The 16469-nt window shown below is 67.5% G+C and carries 14 protein-coding genes; all 14 read left to right on the top strand.

Annotated elements, in window-relative coordinates:
• Window positions 1-42 precede the first annotated feature (42 nt).
• The 14 genes from Q7W02_21390 (at window position 43) to Q7W02_21325 (ending at window position 16467) form a co-directional block, all read left to right on the top strand.
• A complete protein-coding gene (locus Q7W02_21390) occupies window positions 43-1188 on the top strand; it encodes a cytochrome c-type biogenesis CcmF C-terminal domain-containing protein (protein MDO8478701.1) in 1146 nt (381 codons plus the stop codon).
• Window positions 1189-1190: 2 nt separating this feature from the next.
• Complete coding sequence (locus Q7W02_21385) at window positions 1191-1715, top strand: TlpA disulfide reductase family protein (GenBank protein ID MDO8478700.1); 525 nt, start codon at window positions 1191-1193, stop codon at window positions 1713-1715.
• Window positions 1712-2158 (top strand): cytochrome c-type biogenesis protein CcmH, encoded by a 447-nt coding sequence (locus Q7W02_21380; GenBank protein ID MDO8478699.1) that lies wholly within the window; start codon window positions 1712-1714, stop codon window positions 2156-2158. The genes Q7W02_21385 and Q7W02_21380 overlap by 4 nt, the downstream gene beginning before the upstream one ends.
• A complete protein-coding gene (locus Q7W02_21375; protein MDO8478698.1) occupies window positions 2155-3120 on the top strand; it encodes a tetratricopeptide repeat protein in 966 nt (321 codons plus the stop codon). Before Q7W02_21380 ends, Q7W02_21375 begins: the two co-directional genes overlap by 4 nt.
• Window positions 3108-4394, top strand: a complete 1287-nt coding sequence (locus Q7W02_21370) for an ATP-binding protein (GenBank protein MDO8478697.1) — start codon at window positions 3108-3110, stop codon at window positions 4392-4394. The genes Q7W02_21375 and Q7W02_21370 overlap by 13 nt, the downstream gene beginning before the upstream one ends.
• A complete protein-coding gene (locus Q7W02_21365; GenBank protein MDO8478696.1) occupies window positions 4369-5757 on the top strand; it encodes a sigma-54 dependent transcriptional regulator in 1389 nt (462 codons plus the stop codon). Before Q7W02_21370 ends, Q7W02_21365 begins: the two co-directional genes overlap by 26 nt.
• A gap of 267 nt (window positions 5758-6024) precedes the next feature.
• On the top strand, window positions 6025-6384 hold the full coding sequence (locus tag Q7W02_21360) for a cytochrome c (protein ID MDO8478695.1): 360 nt from the start codon (window positions 6025-6027) through the stop codon (window positions 6382-6384).
• A 10-nt stretch (window positions 6385-6394) separates the two neighbouring features.
• Complete coding sequence (locus Q7W02_21355; protein MDO8478694.1) at window positions 6395-7576, top strand: SMP-30/gluconolactonase/LRE family protein; 1182 nt, start codon at window positions 6395-6397, stop codon at window positions 7574-7576.
• A complete protein-coding gene (locus Q7W02_21350) occupies window positions 7573-8310 on the top strand; it encodes a cytochrome c3 family protein (GenBank protein MDO8478693.1) in 738 nt (245 codons plus the stop codon). The genes Q7W02_21355 and Q7W02_21350 overlap by 4 nt, the downstream gene beginning before the upstream one ends.
• Window positions 8311-8824: 514 nt before the next feature.
• Window positions 8825-11968, top strand: coding sequence for a fused MFS/spermidine synthase (locus tag Q7W02_21345; protein MDO8478692.1), 3144 nt, complete (start codon window positions 8825-8827; stop codon window positions 11966-11968).
• 94 nt (window positions 11969-12062) lie between these two features.
• Entirely contained in the window at window positions 12063-13031 is a 969-nt protein-coding gene (locus Q7W02_21340; GenBank protein ID MDO8478691.1) for a c-type cytochrome, read from the top strand.
• A gap of 5 nt (window positions 13032-13036) precedes the next feature.
• Window positions 13037-14119 carry a cytochrome c3 family protein gene (locus tag Q7W02_21335; GenBank protein ID MDO8478690.1) on the top strand — a complete coding sequence of 361 codons (1083 nt, stop codon included), beginning with the start codon at window positions 13037-13039 and terminating at the stop codon, window positions 14117-14119.
• A gap of 35 nt (window positions 14120-14154) precedes the next feature.
• Window positions 14155-14442: a cytochrome c3 family protein gene (locus Q7W02_21330; protein ID MDO8478689.1), complete on the top strand. Its 288-nt coding sequence runs from the start codon at window positions 14155-14157 to the stop codon at window positions 14440-14442.
• Window positions 14443-14451: 9 nt separating this feature from the next.
• Window positions 14452-16467 carry a hypothetical protein gene (locus tag Q7W02_21325; protein MDO8478688.1) on the top strand — a complete coding sequence of 672 codons (2016 nt, stop codon included), beginning with the start codon at window positions 14452-14454 and terminating at the stop codon, window positions 16465-16467.
• Window positions 16468-16469: the final 2 nt, after the last annotated feature.

Raw genomic sequence — 16469 nt, 5'->3', positions numbered from 1 at the left:
ACGGCGTTCCTGCACTCGGTCATGATCCAGGAACGGCGTGACATGCTGAAGGTCTGGAACCTGTCGCTGATCATCCTGACCTTCGCCCTCACGCTGCTCGGGACCTTCCTCACCCGCTCGGGGATCATCGCCTCCGTGCACGCCTTCGCCAGCAGCCCAGCCTTGGGGACGGCCTTCCTTGCGTTCGTCGCGCTCACGCTGTTGGTCTCCTTCGGCCTCGTGGCGGCGCGGGGCGAGAGCTTGGGCGGCCGGGCTGAGCTCGAATCGCTGGTCAGTCGCGAGAGCGCCTTCGTGCTGAACAACGTTGTCCTGCTGGCCGCGACGTTCTCCGTCCTGTTCGGGACCGTGTATCCGTTGCTCTCTGAGGCCGTCCGCGGGGTGAAGGCCAGCGTGGGGATGCCCTACTTCAACCTCGTCAACTTTCCCGTGCTGGTGGTCGTCCTGCTGCTGATGGGAGTCGGCCCGCTGATCGCCTGGCGTCGCGCATCGCTCGATCACTTGCGGCGGAACTTCCTCTGGCCGGTCGCCGTGAGTCTCGCCACGTCGGCAATGCTCGTGGCTGCGGGGGTGCGCCAGGGCCAGGTCGTCATCGTCCTGACGCTGTCGGTCTTCGTCGCGGCCACGGTTTGCCATGACGTCTGGCGCAGCGTCCGCGCGCGGCGCGCTAGCGACGGCGGCGCCGGTCGTGCCTTCGTGAGGCTCATGGTGCGAAATCACCGTCGCTACGGGGGGTTCCTGGTCCACCTGGGCGTGGTGATCATCTTCGTCGGCGTCGCCGGGTCGTCCGGCTACGGACGCCAGCTCGAGCAGACGGTCGGAGTCGGCGAGTCGCTGTCCATCGGGCGCTACCGGGTCCAGTTCGAGGGGCTGCGGCAGGCCGCGCGGGACACCCGTGTGGCTGTGGTCGCAGCCTTCCAGGTGTTCAGCAGTGAGATGCCCGTGGGTCGACTCGAGCCCGCCAAGCTCTTCTACTCCGGCCGGCAGGAGCCCATCGCCCACGTGGCCATCCGCTCCTCCTGGCGCGAGGACCTCTACCTGATTCTCGCCGGGTTCACCTCCGATGGATCGACGGCAACCATCAAGGCCATGGTGAACCCGCTCCTGATCTGGCTCTGGGTTGGGGGAGGGGTCATCACCGCGGGGACAGCATGGGCGATCCTGCCCGACCGCGGCCGGGGGAGGGGCTGAGAATGTGGCGCCGGCTGCTGCTGGTGGGTGTGGTCGTGCTCCTCCCGGTGGCGCTCCTGGCACAGGGGCTTCGAAGCAATCCCCGCGCGGTGTCCTCGCCGCTGGTGGGCGCGCCCGCGCCGGAGTTCGCGCTGCCGGGCTTGGACGGCGGCGAACTGCGCTTGGCCAGTCTCCGCGGCCAGGTCGTCGTCGTCAACTTCTGGGCCTCGTGGTGCGTGCCGTGCCGCGAGGAGGCGGCGGCGCTGGAGGCCGTGTGGCGGCGCCACCGTGACTCGGGGCTGATCCTGGTGGGCGTGAACATTCAGGACCGGGAGGCCACGGCCCGCGCGTTTGTCGGCCACACCCGGACGACGTATCCGAACGTCACGGACGCGACCGGGGCCACCTCCATTGCCTACGGCATCTACGGCGTGCCTGAGACCTTCGTCATCGACCGGGCCGGGCGCATCCGGTCGCGTCAGGTGGGCGCCGTGACGGTGGAGACCCTTGCGGAGCAGATCCGGCCGGCCCTCGAGGCGGGATCATGAGGGTGCTCCTGGCCCTGATCCTGGTCCTGGGCGCGGCCGTGGGGGTGTCCGCAGCGGCGCCCACCGAGGCCCAGGTGGACGCCGTTGCGCGCGAGCTGCGCTGCGTGGTGTGCCAGAACCAGTCCGTGGCGGACTCCCCGTCCGAGATGGCGCGCCAGATGCGCGAGGTCATCCGCGAGCGGCTGGCCGCGGGCGAGTCGCCCGAGCAGGTCAAGGCGTACTTCGCGAGCCGCTACGGCGAGTGGGTGCTGCTCTCACCGCCCACCCGGGGCTTCCCGCTCCTGGCCTGGGTTCTGCCGCTCGGAGCCCTGGTCGGTGGTTTAGTGGGCGCGCTCCTGGTCTTGAGGCGCTGGAGCCGCCGCGGCGGGATGACGGACGAGGCAGAGGTGGACGAAGAGGCGCTGGCGGCTGTCCGGAGAGAACTGGAAAGGAGGGCGTCGTGAGCAGCGTGGAGGACCTCAAGCGACAGCTCGAGGCCGCGTACGCAGCGATCCGGGAGCTGGACGACGACCTGGCGGCAGGGCGCCTCGGGCCGAGCGACCACGCCGAGCTCAAGCAGCGCTCGGAGCGGCGCGCGGCCGGGCTCCTCAAGCGCCTTCGCCAGTCCGAGCAGGAGGGGCGCCGAAGTCGGTCCGAGGCCGCGCCCCCGCCGGTCGGGGCCAGGCTCCGGAGCCCGCTCGCGCTCACCCTGGGGGCGGTGGCGCTCCTCCTCGTGGGCCTGGGCGTGGGCATCTTCCTCGGCCGATCCACGACCGACAAGCGCCCGGCCGCAGGGCGGACAGCGGGAGGGGCCGCAGCGCCCGCCGGCGTCGGCGTGAGCGTCGCGTTGGAGGCCCTCAGCAAGGAGGTGGAGGCGGAGGCCGCGCCGACGGGGAAGCTGCTCGTCTTCGCCCATCAGGCGCTCGACGAGGGCAAGGTCCCAGCGGCCATCTGGGCCTACCAGCGCGTGCTCAGCCGGGAGCCGAAGAACGCCGAGGCCCTTACCCATTTGGGCCTCATCCTCTATCAGGGTGGCCACATGGATCAGGGACTCGCGCGCATGGACGAAGCCCTGCGAGCGGACCCGAAGTACGCCCACGCCCACTGGGACCGGGCGCACATGCTCTTCGAGGGCAAGAAGGATTACGCCGCCGCGGCGCGGGCCCTCGAGGGCTTCCTGGCTCTGGTCCCGACGGGCACGGACGCCGAGCGGGCGCGTTCCATGCTTGCCGAGGCGCGCCGCCAGGCGGCCCAGGGCGCGCGGCGCGGCGGGGCACCATCACCCGCCGCGCCGCCGGTCCGGCCCGAGGGCACTCCGCGGTCCTCAGTCGTGCCCGCCGGTGCAACGGCAGCAGCCATGGGATTCCCAGTGAAGGTCGCTCAAGCGGACCAGAGAGCCCACGAGACGCACGGATGGCGCGGATGAACGACACCTGGACCCACGTCGAGCAGTGGGGGCACCGCATGGGCCTCGAGCCCCTGGACCTCTGGTTCCTCGGGCTGCGCGCGGGGGCCCTGGCCGCCGGCGTGGCGTGGTGGGCTGTGGCTCCGGACTGGACCAGGGCTCCGCAGCTCCCGATCCTGTCCATGTTCTTCGTCTTCAGCGTGGGGATCTACCTCCTGAACGCGGTGCACCCGGGCCGGATAGCGCTCCTCTACCGGATCGCGCTCGTATTCGACCTGGGAACCATCTTTTTCCTCGTCCGCATCACGGGGGGGTTCGCCAGCGACCTGCACCTGGCGTTCATCCTGCTGATCGCGCTCCACGCCTTCTACTTCGGCCTCCGCACCGGACTGCTGACCGCCGTAGCCGCGTCGGCCCTCTACCTGCTGGCGGGGACGTGGCCGCCGCCCATGCCCGGCGTCGCGCTCCGCGTGGCGTTCTTCGGCCTGGTCGGGCTGTGCATGGGGATGGTGGCCGAGCAGGCGCGCCGGCGGCGGGAGGCGCTCGAGCGGCAGCAGGAGCAGCTGCTGCGATGGGACCGTCTGGCGACAGTGGGGGAGCTGGCAGCGGGTCTCGCCCACGAGCTGCGGAACCCGCTGGCGGGCATCTCGGGCGCGCTGCACGTGCTCGGCGGCCAGTTCCAGCCGGACGACGAGCGGCGGGCGCTGCTCGCCGACCTCCAGGCCCAGATCGCGCGCATGAACCGCACGCTGACCGACCTCCTGCAGTACGCGCGCCCGGAAAAGCCACAGCGTCTCCTCGTGGAGATCAATGGCCTCCTGGAGCAGAGCCTGAAGTTCTTGCCCCGCGGGGACATCGAGGTGGTCCGCCGCCTGGACAGCTCGCTGCCGCCCGTCTCCGTGGACCCCAACCTGCTCCACCAAGCGCTGCTCAACATCCTGGTGAATGCCCGGCAAGCCATGCCTCATGGCGGCCGCCTCACGATCGAGACACGCACGCTCCCGGGCAACGGGCGGCCGGTGCAGATCCGCATCGCCGACACGGGCGCCGGGATTCCCGAGGATCAGATCGGCCGCATTTTCCAGCCCTTCTTCACGACGAAGGCCCAGGGCACCGGGCTGGGGCTCGCCATCACGGCCCGGGTCGTCGAGGAGCACGGGGGCCGCATCACGGTCGAGAGCGTCGTGGGCAAAGGCACTGCCTTCACGATCGCGCTGCCGACCGCACCGCCAAGCGCACTGCCGGCCGACCGCGGCGGGAGGGGGAAACATGTCGCCCAGAGTGCTGGTCGTTGACGACGAGCGATTGATCCGTTGGTCCCTCGAGCAGATGCTCGAGAAGGGCGGCTACACCGTAGAGACGGCCGAGGACGGGGCGACCGCCCTGGCGGCGGTGCGGGACGACAGCCCGGACCTGGTGCTGCTCGACCTCAAGCTGCCCGACACCGACGGGATCCAGGTGATCCGGCAGATCAAGGAGGCTCATCCGGACATCCAGGTGGTCATCATGACGGCGTATGCCGACGTGGCGACTGCCGTGGAGGCCATGCGGCTCGGGGCTTACGATTACATCCCCAAGCCCATTGACTTCGACAACCTGGCGGTGACTCTCCGGAATGCGCTCGAGACGCGGCAGCTCCGCCAGAAGGTCGAGTTCTTGCGGGAGAAGCACCTCTACCCGTTCCACTTCGACCGCATCGTCGGGAAGAGCCGGACCATCCAGGACGTCGTCGCGCTGGCGCGGAAGGTGAGCGCGAGCGGTGCCACCATGGTGCTGATTCAGGGCGAGAGCGGGACCGGCAAGGACGTCCTGGCCAAGGCGTTCCACTACGAGAGCAGTCGGGCCGAGGAGCCGTTCATGGAGATCACCTGCACGGCCATGCCGGAGACGCTGCTGGAGTCCGAGCTGTTCGGCCACGAGCGGGGCGCTTTCACGGATGCCAAGGTGCAGAAGAGGGGCCTCCTGGAGCTCGCCCACGGCGGGACACTCTTCCTGGACGAGATCGGGGACATGACGCCGGCGCTCCAGGCCAAGCTGCTCCGAGTGCTCGAAGAGCGGCGGTTCCGGCGCGTGGGCGGGACGAAGGACATCAGCGTGGATATCCGGATCGTTGCGGCGACGAACAGGGACTTGCGGGCGGCGGTGCAGGACGGGACGTTCCGCAAGGACCTGTACTACCGGCTCCAGGTCGTCACGATCACGATCCCGCCGCTCCGCGAGCGGCGGGAGGACATCCCGCTCCTGGCGCAGCACTTCCTCGAGCACTTCAGCCGCGAGTTCAAGAAGCGCCAGCCGCGCCTCACTCCCGAGGTCGTGCGCCTGCTGGTGCAGTACGATTGGCCGGGTAACGTGCGCGAGCTGCGGAACGTGATCGAGCGCGCCATGATCCTGGCCGACGAGGGCGATCTGTCACCCGGGGACCTGGCACCGGAGATCGCCGGTCATGCCGCGGGTGGGCCTCGAGAGGCACCCTCCTTCCAGCTGCCGCCCTCGGGGATCGTCTTCGAGGACGTGGAGCGGGACTTCGTCCGGCAGGCGCTCGATCTCACGCATGGCAATCAAACCCGGGCGGCCCGGCTGCTTGGGCTCACGCGCGACGAGCTGCGGTACCGGGTCAAGAAGTTCGACCTCGGCCACCGGACCGAAGAGGGCGACTGAGGAATTTTCCCCATCCCGCGGGGAAAATTCCCAGCTTCGGATTAGGCCGAGCGGCTCGCTTCGGCTATTCCGCGAGCGTATCGTAAGCTTTTCCGACACTTCCAGCCGTCCGCCTGCCGGACACAATCCCTGTCCGGCGTGAAAATCAATCGGTTAGAAGGCCTCACTCCAGAGCTGGTCCGCCCCGGTAGACCGCGACGCGACTGATCCCAGGATCGGAACGCTCCTTGCACTCTCGGCAAGCGATTCCGCTAACAAGGAGGCCCCATGCGGCGAGCGGTACAGATTGGTTTGGCGGCTTTGCTCGTGGGTGTGGCGCTTCCGAGCCTCGCAGTGGCTCAGGGGAACGCCGAGAAAGGCAAGGCGCAATTCGTCCAGAACTGCGCTCCCTGCCATGGTCCGGCCGGGAAGGGCGACGGCGCTGCCGCCGCGGCGCTGAACCCAAAGCCCAGGGACCTCACCGACAAGGCGTACCTGGGAGGGCTCAAGGACGAGTACCTCATCGACATCGTCAAGAAGGGTGGCGCCGCCGTCGGCAAGTCCGCCGCGATGCCGCCGTGGGGTGCCGCGATGAAGGACGACCAGATCCGGGACGTGATCACCTTCGTCAGGAGCCTGGCGAAGTAGCGAGGCCATCATGTCGACGAGCTCGGCGGTTCGCAGACGGTATGGACGGGTAGCGGTCGGGGTCCTCCTCGTCGCCCTGAGTGGCTGCGCCACGGCGCCGAAGAGAGAGGAGCCGGTGCGCCTCGTCTGGCCGCCGCCTCCGCTGACGGCGCGCGTCGAGTTCGTTCGGAGCATCGTCAGCGACGTGGACCTCGGCCGGGATACGACCTTTTCCCAGAAGCTCTTCGCCTTCCTCGCCGGCGACAAGCCGGCGCCCAACCGGATCATCGAGCCGATGGGGCTCGCGATCTCCGATGACGGGCAACGTCTTTACGTGTCGGACTTCGCCCGGCTGGAGGTCTTCGTCTTCGACTTCGGGCAGAAGAAGTTCTCCAAGATCGGCGAGGCGGAAAAGCTGGCCCGACCCGTGGGCTTGGCTCTGGACGCTCAAGAGCAGCTCTACGTGGTCGAGCAGGAGAAGCGGGGGGTCAGCGTATTCGACCGGCAAGGCAAACGGGTCCGGTTCTTCACGCATCCGAGTGTGGAGCGCCCCACCGGGATCGCCCTCGACCGGGAGCGCGGGAAGATCTATCTCGCCGACACCGCGCACACCAAGTCCGAGAAACACACCATCAAGGTCTTCAACATGGCTGGCGATCTCATCGGCACCATCGGCGGGGAGAGAGGCGAGGGGCCCGGCCAGTTCCTGTTCCCGACCTACCTGGCGGTGGATGACACGGGCAATCTCTACGTCACCGATACGCTGAATTCGCGGGTCCAGGTATTCGATCCCGACGGCAAGTACGTGAAGACCGTTGGCCAGCGGGGCTCCGCCTGGGGGATGTTCGACAAGCCCAAGGGGGTGGCCCTCGACAGCTTCGGGAACGTGTACGTGGCGGATGGTGGCTGGAGCAATGTCCAGATCTTCAACCCGAAGGGCCAGGTGCTCCTCTTCTTCGGCGGCCGCGGGCCGATCCCCGGGATGCTGAAGAACCCCACTGCCATCGTCATCGACAAGAGCAACCGCATCTACGTGGCCGACTACCTCAACCACCGGGTGGAAGTGTACCAGCTCGTGAACACGCGGGCGGAGGACAGCTTTCTGAACCCGGTCGCCGAGACCAAAGGGGGTGATTCAGAGCGCCCAAATGGAGTCGCAGAGAAGGCTACTCAGCGGAATGAGAAGTCAGCGAAAGGAGATGACGTCAAATGAAAGTCCTAAGGTTCGCACTGTTCCTTGCGGTCGTCGCGCTGCTGTTGCCGACCGCCTCGTGGGCGGCCACTGGCGGCACCGGGATCGCGGGCACGGACCACGACTTCTCGGGTAAAGGCACCCCACCGACCGGTCTGTGCACGTTCTGCCACACGCCGCACAAGGCGCTCTCGACGCTCCTGCTGTGGAACCACACCCTTTCGACGAACACCTTCAGCTGGGACGTGCCCGCGACCACAGCCGGCACCCTGTTCCCGACTTTCAAGGGCGACACGTACAATGGGCCCACGGCGAAGTGCCTGAGCTGCCACGACGGCAGCGTGGCTGTCGGTGATATCGCGTGGTTCAACGGAGGCAAGCCCGTCGGGCTCGACAATACCAAGCACGGATTGGGGGACAAGTACAACGTCGGCTTCGGCGGCGCCATGAAGGGGAACCACCCGGTCGCCATGCCGTACCCGTACCAGAATGCCAAGAACACGTACAACGGGGTCACCACCGGTAATGCGGCCGAGCTCAGCGAGTACCAGTTGACTCCGTTGAGCCCGATTCGCATTTTCAACGACGACGGGTCGGGGAATATCACCGCCGGGGCTGTTGCGGCGAAGACCGGCCTGGAGTGCTCGTCCTGCCACGACCCGCACAACAAGGCTTCCGTGGACGATCTCTTCCTCCGCGGGACGCTTGGGGGGAATACCACCGCCTACATCTGCATGAAGTGCCATATCAAGTAACCCGGACCTGAAGCACGGAGAGGCCTGGTCAGGGGGGTGAAGAGGCCAGGCCTCTTTTCTTCCCCGGCGTTTTCCAGCCCGGCGTGATCACGCTGGTCTGGAAGGGGAGAGAGCAAGGAGAACGACGTGAGGGCGGAGCTGAGCGAGGATTGGTGCTACGAGGTGCTGCGAACAGCGCGGTGGCCGAACGGGATCACCTGTCCCCGCTGCGGCCAAAGGCGGGTGACCACGCATTCCAAGTCCGCCGGGACGTCTTGGCGGCGATACCTCTGCCTGGGCTGCCGGCGGACCTTCACCGACCTGACGGGGACACCCTTCGCTCGCACGAACCTCCCGCTGGCCACCTGGTTCCGATGCCTTCGCCTCATGGGGGAGGGACGCAGCACCTCCGGGCTTGCCAGAGAGCTTCGGGTGAAATGGGACACGTCAGTCCAACTGCAGCGCCGGCTGGCAGCGGCCCTGGCGAGGCCTGGGCTTGTTCGACAGCTCCGCGAGGCGGCCCGGGAGGCCCGAGGTGCTTAACCCAAGAGGGCGGCAGCCGACCTTCGTCTCGGCCTCGGTCTGGGTCTGTTTCTTCCTGTCGGGTGCGGCCGGCCTAGTCTACGAGATCGTCTGGATGCGGATGCTGGGCCTTGTCTTCGGCCACACGGTGTACGCCGTCACCACGGTCCTGGCCGCCTTCATGGCCGGCTTGGCCCTCGGGGCCTTCCTGTTCGGCCGCCTGATCGACCGGCGAGGTCGGCCGCTCCAGGTGTATGGCTTTCTGGAAGCCGGGATTGGCGCCTGGGCCTTGCTGGTCCCACTCCTCTTGACCCAAGTCCAGATCGTCTACCTCGCTCTGTACCGCTCTGTGAAGCTTTCTTCCTTCGCTTTGAGCCTGGTCCAGTTTGCCCTTGTCTTTCTCATCCTGCTGGTCCCCACCACGCTCATGGGCGCCAGCCTGCCCGTGCTGGCCAAGTTCTTCGTGAACCGCCCGGAGAGCCTGGGCCGAAAGGTGGGCGATCTCTACGCGCTCAACACTCTGGGTGCGGTGCTGGGCTCCGTGGCCGCCGGCTTCTTTCTGCTTCCGGCCATCGGGGTCAGGGCTACCATCGGGCTGGCGGCGGCGGCCAATCTCGGAATCGGCGCCTGGGCCTTCATCCTGGCTAGATCGGCGGCCGCGCCTGTCGAAGCGCTCTCGTCCTCCCCTCCGCTGACGGTGGAACCTCCGGGTCTCGAAGCTCAGTCAAGCGGGTCCACCCCCCTTGTGACCTGGCTGGTCCTGGCCGGCACCGGCCTCTCGGGGGGGGCTGCCATGGTCTACGAGGTGGCCTGGACGCGGGCCCTCAGCCTCATGATCGGCAGCTCGATTTACGCCTTCAGCGCCATGCTCACGACCTTTCTCGTCGGCCTCGCCCTGGGGAGCTTTCTCTTCGCCAGGATCTGGGGCAGGCGGCGGGTAGACGCCGCTCTGTTCGGAACGCTCGAGGTCGCCATCGGGCTCATCGCCTTGGCTCTGATCCCGGCCTTTGAACGGCTCCCTGATCTCGTCCTGGCGATCCTCACGCGCATGACTCCCTCAGCCGGTGGGGCCTTGCTCGCCCAATTCGCCTCAAGCTTCCTCATCATGATCATTCCGACCACCATTATCGGAGCCGCCTTTCCCTGCGCGGTTCAGATCTGCGGAGGCGCCCTCACGCGGCTGGGCCGCGACATCGGGCGGGTCTATTCAGCCAATACCGTCGGCACGATCGCGGGCGCGCTCCTCGCCGGGTTCCTGCTCGTCCCCTGGATCGGGGCGCGCGCGTCCTTGGTGGTGGCCGCGGCAGTGAACACCGCCGTGGGGGTCGCCGTCCTCGCCGCGCCCGGCGCATCCCGTCCCCTTTGGCGGCGGGTGGCGCTCGTCCCGCTGGCTCTGCTCTTCGTGGCGGGCGTGCTGTTCCTCCCCAGATGGGATCCGCGCGTGATGGCGGGAGGAGTGTCCATCTACGTCGAACGGTTCACCGCGGCGCCGGATCCGGCGGCATTGTTCCGGGAAGCGGCGGCTGCGCGGCGGCTTCTCTACTACCGCGAGGGGATCAACTCCACGGTGGCCGTCGAGCGGACGGAGCGAATGACCGCGCTGAGGGTTGACGGGAAGGTGGACGCCAGCAACGGCGCAGATATGGCAACGCAGCTCATGCTGGGCCATCTGCCGCTCTTGCTCCACGCGAATCCGGAGCGGGTGCTCGTCATCGGGCTGGGCAGCGGCGTCACGGCGGGAGCCGTCGCCCAGCACCCCGTCGTTCGGGAGATCGACGTGGTCGAACTGGAGCCGGCTGTCGTGGACGCGTCGCGCTTCTTCGTGGAGGAGAACCGAGCCGTCCTCCGCGATCCGCGGGTACGGCTGGTGGTAGGAGACGGGAGGAACTACATCCTGGCCAGCGAGAAGCGGTTTGACGTGATCTCTTCGGAGCCGTCCAACCCCTGGATGGCCGGTGTCGCCAATCTGTTTTCCCGCGAGTTCTACCGCCTGGCCCGGGAGCGGCTGGCCGATGACGGGATCATGATTCAGTGGGTCCACGGGTATTCCCTCTTCCCGGGGGACTTGAGGATGATCGTCAGGACGTTCATGCAGAGCTTCCCCCACGCAACCCTCTGGCGGACGCTTCGGGGCGATTACCTCTTGGTCGGCACGCGATCGCCCCTGCGCATCGACTACGCGCTGCTGGAGCGCAGGATCGCCGCCTCGGCGGCGGTCCGGGAGGACATGGCGAGCATCTGGTTGGCCTCCCCCCTGGATGTGCTCACCCTTTTCTTCCTCGATGAGACTGATCTGGCCAGGTTCGCCCAGGGGGCGCCCGAGAACACCGACGACCGGCCTCTCCTCGAGTTCAGGGCGCCCCTGGCCCTCTACCGTAAGACCACCGACGAGAACCACAGGCTGCTCAGGGAGACCCGGACGACTGAGTTCCCTCCCGTCGACAATTTGCCCGCCGGCCTGCTGGGGGCAAGGCGGGCTCACTTCGCTCGGATCTACTGGGCCGGCGGGGAGAGGGAAGAGGCCCTCGACCAGCTTCGGAAGGCGCCGTGGCCAGATTCGAGGGACGTCGCTTCGCAGCTTGATCGAGCGAAGCTGCTCTTCTCGCTGGGGGAAGTTGGCCAGGCGACAGAGAGGCTTGCCGCGCTGGCGCGGGGTCGGTCCCAGAATCGCTTGATCGCGAGCTATCTGAAGGCCGGGGCTATCTTGCGCGAGTTGAAGGCCGAGGAGGCGGTGTCTGAGCATGGGCGGACCCGTCTCGGCGATCCGAATCCGGCCGAGGCCCACAATAACCTGGGCGTCTTCTACACGCGCATGGGGATCCGGTCCGGGGAGCCGGCTTTTTTCGAGCTCGCCGTGGACTCGATCGACGCGGCGCTGCGCATCGAGCCGCAGGCGTACGCGGCCCTCAATAACCTGGGCAACGCCTACTTCGAGCTGCAACGACTCGGAGAGGCGGCCGAGGCATATCGGCGTGTGCTCGTACTGAAGCCAGGCCTCCCCCAGGCCCACTTCAACCTGGGGCTGGTCTACGAGCGGCAAGGCGCCCTCGAGGCCGCCGCGCGAGAGTACCGATTGGCCCTCAGCCTCCAGCCGAGCTGGGCGCTTCCGCGGCTGAACCTCCAGAGGCTCGGCGCATTGGAGGCACCCGCCAGGTAAGGAGCGCCCACGGGCCCGGACAATTCGCTCTTTCTTGCGGGCCCTCGGCCGTAGACTGATTTTCACGCTTTCATCCAGACGGGAGGTGGGGCTGATGAGCATGCGCCGAATCCTGGAGCTTCTCGTGCTCGGAGTCAGCCTGGTGTGGGCCGCCCCGCTCGCGGCCCAGCCTGCCTCCCAAGGGGTGCACGAGCGGGGCAAGACGCTCTACGACACGTACTGCGCGTTCTGCCACGGGGTCGACGGGCGCGCCGACACACCGGTCGCCCGGCTCTTGGAGCCGCGGCCGAGGAATTTCACGGACCCGGTGGAGATGGCCCGTGTGACCGACGACCGGATGTATCGTGCCCTCAGGATGGGCCGGCCGGGGACGGCCATGGCTCCGTGGGGGCAGGTGCTGAGTGAACCCCAGATGGGCGACATCATCGACTACGTTCGGAGCCTGACCCCGCCGCTCCCTGCCGCGCTCTCCATAGACCAGCTGAGCCTCCAGGTCGGCCGCCGCATCTACGAGAAGCAGTGCGCGATGTGCCACGGGGCCGACGGGCGCGCCGACACGGAGGCGGCAAAGGTGCTCCGTCCGCGCCCCCGCAAGTTTGCCGACCCGATCGAGATGGCGCGGGTGGATGACGGGCGAATGTATACGGCGATCAAGCTGGGCCGCCCCGGGACGGCCATGGGCGGCTGGGGAGAGCTGGAGAGCCCGGCGGAGATCATCGACTTGATGCGCTACATCCGGAGCCTCCAGCAACCGCTGCCCGCCGGCATGACGCGCGCCGGACTCGATGTCCTGGTGGGCGGACAAATCTACCAGCAGGACTGCACCCCATGCCACGGCGAGCGTGGGGACGGGCAGACTCCGATCGGCCAAAGCCTGGTTCCGCGTCCCCGCAACTTTACCAACGCCCAGGAGATGGCGCGGCTCAGCGACAGGGAGATGGCCCAGCGGATCATCCACGGCATTCCGGGAACGGCCATGGCCCCGTGGGGAGGCATTCTGAACGGCGAAGACGTTCGGCGGGTGATCCTTTTCATCCGCAGGACGTTCCAGGGCGCCCGATAGGTGCCATGCGGGGACGGGTCGCGCTGCTCCTCTCCATGGTAGGTCTGTTGGGAGCGGTGGCTGCCCACGGCTGCAGCCCAGAGGCCCGGCACCGTGTCCTCTCGACGCTCTTCGAAGGGGTGCCGAAGCCTGGAGAGGAACTCCGCGTCAAGCCGGTGGTCCGGAGCCCTCGCCGGGTGCCGCCCCCCAAGCCCGGATCCCAGCCGGCCGTTGTCGAGGCCTCGCTTCCACCACCCGAGCCGGTGCGCCCGGCCGCGTTGCGTACGTGGCGGGATCTCCTCCAGCAGCTCCCGAAGGACGCGGCGGGAGGCGTGGACTGGGTCCGCGCGTTGGAGGAAAAGGCGATCGAGCCGCGGGCGGGGCTCGAACCCGAGGCACAGGACCAGCCGGTGTTTCCCCTCGACGTGGAGTTGACGCCCGAAGGGCAGCCCCTCTTCAAGGTGACGTTCCCCCATGAGGCCCACACCCGGTGGCTCGCCTGCACGAACTGTCATCCGGGCATCTTCCAGATGCAGCGGGGGGCTGCCCCGATCACCATGGCGAAGATCTACGCCGGGGAGTATTGCGGCCGCTGCCATGGGAAGGTTTCCTTCGCGGTCCCAACCGGCTGCCCACGCTGCCATCTGGCGCTGGCCGGCCCCAGGACGGCCGCGGCTCCTGCCCCAGTAGCCCCAGCCGCGGCGCCCGCCGTCGAGAAGCTGAAGACCTGGGAAGAGGTCGCGAAGGCGCTTCCGAATGCGACGACCGGAGGCGTGGACTGGGTCAAGGCGATCGCCGATGGACTCGTCGCTCCACGATCCGCGCTGGACCCGAAGGCCCCGGGCCTTCCTCCCCTGGCCCTCGACGTCGAGCGCATCCCGGAGGGCCAGCCAGTTTTTCGGGTCGTGTTCCCGCACTCGGTCCACACCGAGTGGCTTGCCTGCGCCAATTGCCACCCGGGAATCTTCCAGATGAAGCGGGGCGCCACGCCCATCAACATGGGGGCCATCTTCGCCGGCCAGTACTGCGGGGTGTGCCACGGCACGGTGGCCTTTGCTGTTCCCACAGGCTGTCCGCGTTGTCACCCCGCGCTGGCGGGAGCCCGATGATGCGGCTCGCCGTCTCTGTGATCGGAGCAGGCCTCTTGCTCGCTGCCCTCGTAGGTCTGGGAGCGGCGGTCGAGGGGGACATCGTCTTTCAGCGGAAGGGCGCTGCCGACAAAGACACGCCGCCGGCTCAGTTTCCCCACTGGGCGCACCGCATCCGGTTCAAGTGCTATGTCTGCCACGACGCGATCTTCCAGATGAAGGCCGGCGCCAACCCCGTGTCGATGGACACGATCCTCGAAGGCAAGTTCTGTGGCGCGTGTCACGACGGGAAGACGGCCTTTCCCGTGGGATTTGAGACGTGCCAACGATGCCACCGCGAATGACGCCTGCGAATGAGCCGATGGTCACGGCGGCTGGTGTTCGGCGCGATCCTGGGGGGCGCGGTCGTGCTTGCCTCGGGTGAAGTCGGCGCCCAGCCCTGGATCGGCTTGGGGACCTGGGACGGTGCCCTGGAGGCCGGCTATGCCTGGGACCGCCAGGAGACGAAAGGAGACAGCGGCTCTAATACCAAGTCCGGGAGGACCCGCTACGACGAGCGGCTGACGGTCCGCAACACCGGAGCCTATTACCTGGACCCGCGCCTCGTATCCACGAGCTTCAGCGGGAGCTTCGGCCTCTTCCAGGAGCAGGACCGGTTTGACAACAAGGAGTCCTCGACGAGCGGGACGCTCCTCGGCTACACCTTCGACACCGTGATCCTGTCCGAGAAGCCGTACAGCCTCTCGACCTTCGCCAGCCGGACCGAGAATGTCCTCAGTCGCGAGTTCGGCGGCAGGAGCGAGCTCAGCTTCGAAAACCGCGGCGGCACATTCCGGCTCCGGGAGGACAGCATCCTCCAGGATCTCGGGGTGCGGTATTTCTCGTCAACCGTGGGCGCGCGGCAGGAGCACACGAAGGAAGACACCAAGATCCTGGACCAGACTTTCAGGCGCGACGAGACCCGGAACATCTTCAGTTACGAGGCTAGCAAGGGCTTCGAGACGTCCGATTTCAACGCCCGGTACGAGTTCATCGACCTGCAGGACAAAGAGCGCAGCACCGGCGACTTCCGGAGCCAGACAGCCGAGCTCGGCTACAGCTTGGACTTTGGCGAGAATCTGAACCGCCGGTGGAGCTCGCGCCTCAACTACTTCGCCAGGAGCGGGCTCGCGCGGAGCACGTATCTCTCGGTTGACGAGCAGCTTCGGATCGACCATTACGAGAACCTGTTCACGGATTACCGTTACCTCGTCTCGCGGATCGAGACCGATGCCGGGGCCACGACGACCCAGAATGGGACCGCCAAGGTCCAGCACCGGCTCTACCAGAACCTCACCACGGCCGCGACCGCTCTAGCCACACTCCAGGACCTCCCCGATGGCGAACGGAAGAGCTATGCCGGCCAGCTCGACCTCGACTACCAGCGGGCGATTCCCTGGAACGGACGCATCTTCGCGGGGGCCGGCGCCCGCTACCAGATCGACGACAACCAGATCGACACGTCACGCATCGACGTGGTCGACGAGTCCCACACGGCGCCAAATCCGCTCGGCGGGAACGCCGGCTTCCTCCTTGGCAACCCATTCGTCATCGTCTCGACGATCGTGATGGTGGACACGCGGGGTGGGGCGCGGCTCCCGACGACGCTCGGCGTGGACTACCTGATCGTCCAAGAAGGGGACTTGACGAAGATCGTTCCTCTCGCGGCAAGTCCGGTCATCCTTCCCGGTGATCCCCTGGCGGTCAGCTATTCTTACGAGGTGGCTCCGAGCCTCAGGTTCTCGACGGTGTCCTGGCGCGCCCAGCTCGGCGCGGACTTCAGGTGGATCGCCATGTCTCTCGCCCACGAGCAGTCCGAGCAGTCGCTGCTGTCGGGGCGGGACGACCGGTTTCTGGACGACCGGACGGTGGATACGGCGCGGCTCGAGCTGCGGGGGGACTGGGAGAGGGTTCGGGCGTCCGCCAGCGCGCAATACCAGGTTCAGGAGAGCACGCGGCTTGCGTTCACGTCGTGGCAGTACGGTCAGCTCCTGACCGTCCAGCCGCTGTCAGATCTCGTGCTGAGCCTCACAGCGCAAGAGACGTTCGCCAACTACACGATCCCGGTGCGGCGGAGCACGAGCCTCTCGACGCGGGGGGACCTGACGTGGTCTCCGCTGGCCGGCCTCTTCGTGAACGCGTTCGCCTCGCTGCGGACCTCCGAGGACAGCGGGCTCCCCTCGGAGACCATCCGTGAGACGGGCATCAGGATCCGCTGGACCCGCGGCAAGATGGATGTGGCGCCGACCTTCACGTGGGTCGATCGAGAACGCGGAACGACCCAGTCCACCGATATGCGTTTCGAACTCAAGGTCACTCGGCGGTTCTGAGA

The organism is Candidatus Rokuibacteriota bacterium (genome assembly GCA_030647435.1).
Lineage (GTDB): Bacteria > Methylomirabilota > Methylomirabilia > Rokubacteriales > CSP1-6 > AR37.
This window is presented reverse-complemented; position numbering and strand designations above follow the sequence as displayed.

Excerpts from the sequence above, each read along its gene's own strand:
- Q7W02_21380 (MDO8478699.1), top strand. The coding sequence starts at position 1,712 with ATGAGGGTGCTCCTGGCCCTGATCCTGGTCCTGGGCGCGGCCGTGGGG.
- Q7W02_21370 (MDO8478697.1), top strand. The coding sequence starts at position 3,108 with ATGGCGCGGATGAACGACACCTGGACCCACGTCGAGCAGTGGGGGCAC.
- Q7W02_21360 (MDO8478695.1), top strand. The coding sequence starts at position 6,025 with ATGCGGCGAGCGGTACAGATTGGTTTGGCGGCTTTGCTCGTGGGTGTG.
- Q7W02_21385 (MDO8478700.1), top strand. The coding sequence starts at position 1,191 with ATGTGGCGCCGGCTGCTGCTGGTGGGTGTGGTCGTGCTCCTCCCGGTG.
- Q7W02_21335 (MDO8478690.1), top strand. The coding sequence starts at position 13,037 with ATGCGGGGACGGGTCGCGCTGCTCCTCTCCATGGTAGGTCTGTTGGGA.
- Q7W02_21340 (MDO8478691.1), top strand. The coding sequence starts at position 12,063 with ATGAGCATGCGCCGAATCCTGGAGCTTCTCGTGCTCGGAGTCAGCCTG.
- Q7W02_21365 (MDO8478696.1), top strand. The coding sequence starts at position 4,369 with ATGTCGCCCAGAGTGCTGGTCGTTGACGACGAGCGATTGATCCGTTGG.
- Q7W02_21325 (MDO8478688.1), top strand. The coding sequence starts at position 14,452 with ATGAGCCGATGGTCACGGCGGCTGGTGTTCGGCGCGATCCTGGGGGGC.
- Q7W02_21390 (MDO8478701.1), top strand. The coding sequence starts at position 43 with ATGCTGAAGGTCTGGAACCTGTCGCTGATCATCCTGACCTTCGCCCTC.
- Q7W02_21350 (MDO8478693.1), top strand. The coding sequence starts at position 7,573 with ATGAAAGTCCTAAGGTTCGCACTGTTCCTTGCGGTCGTCGCGCTGCTG.
- Q7W02_21355 (MDO8478694.1), top strand. The coding sequence starts at position 6,395 with ATGTCGACGAGCTCGGCGGTTCGCAGACGGTATGGACGGGTAGCGGTC.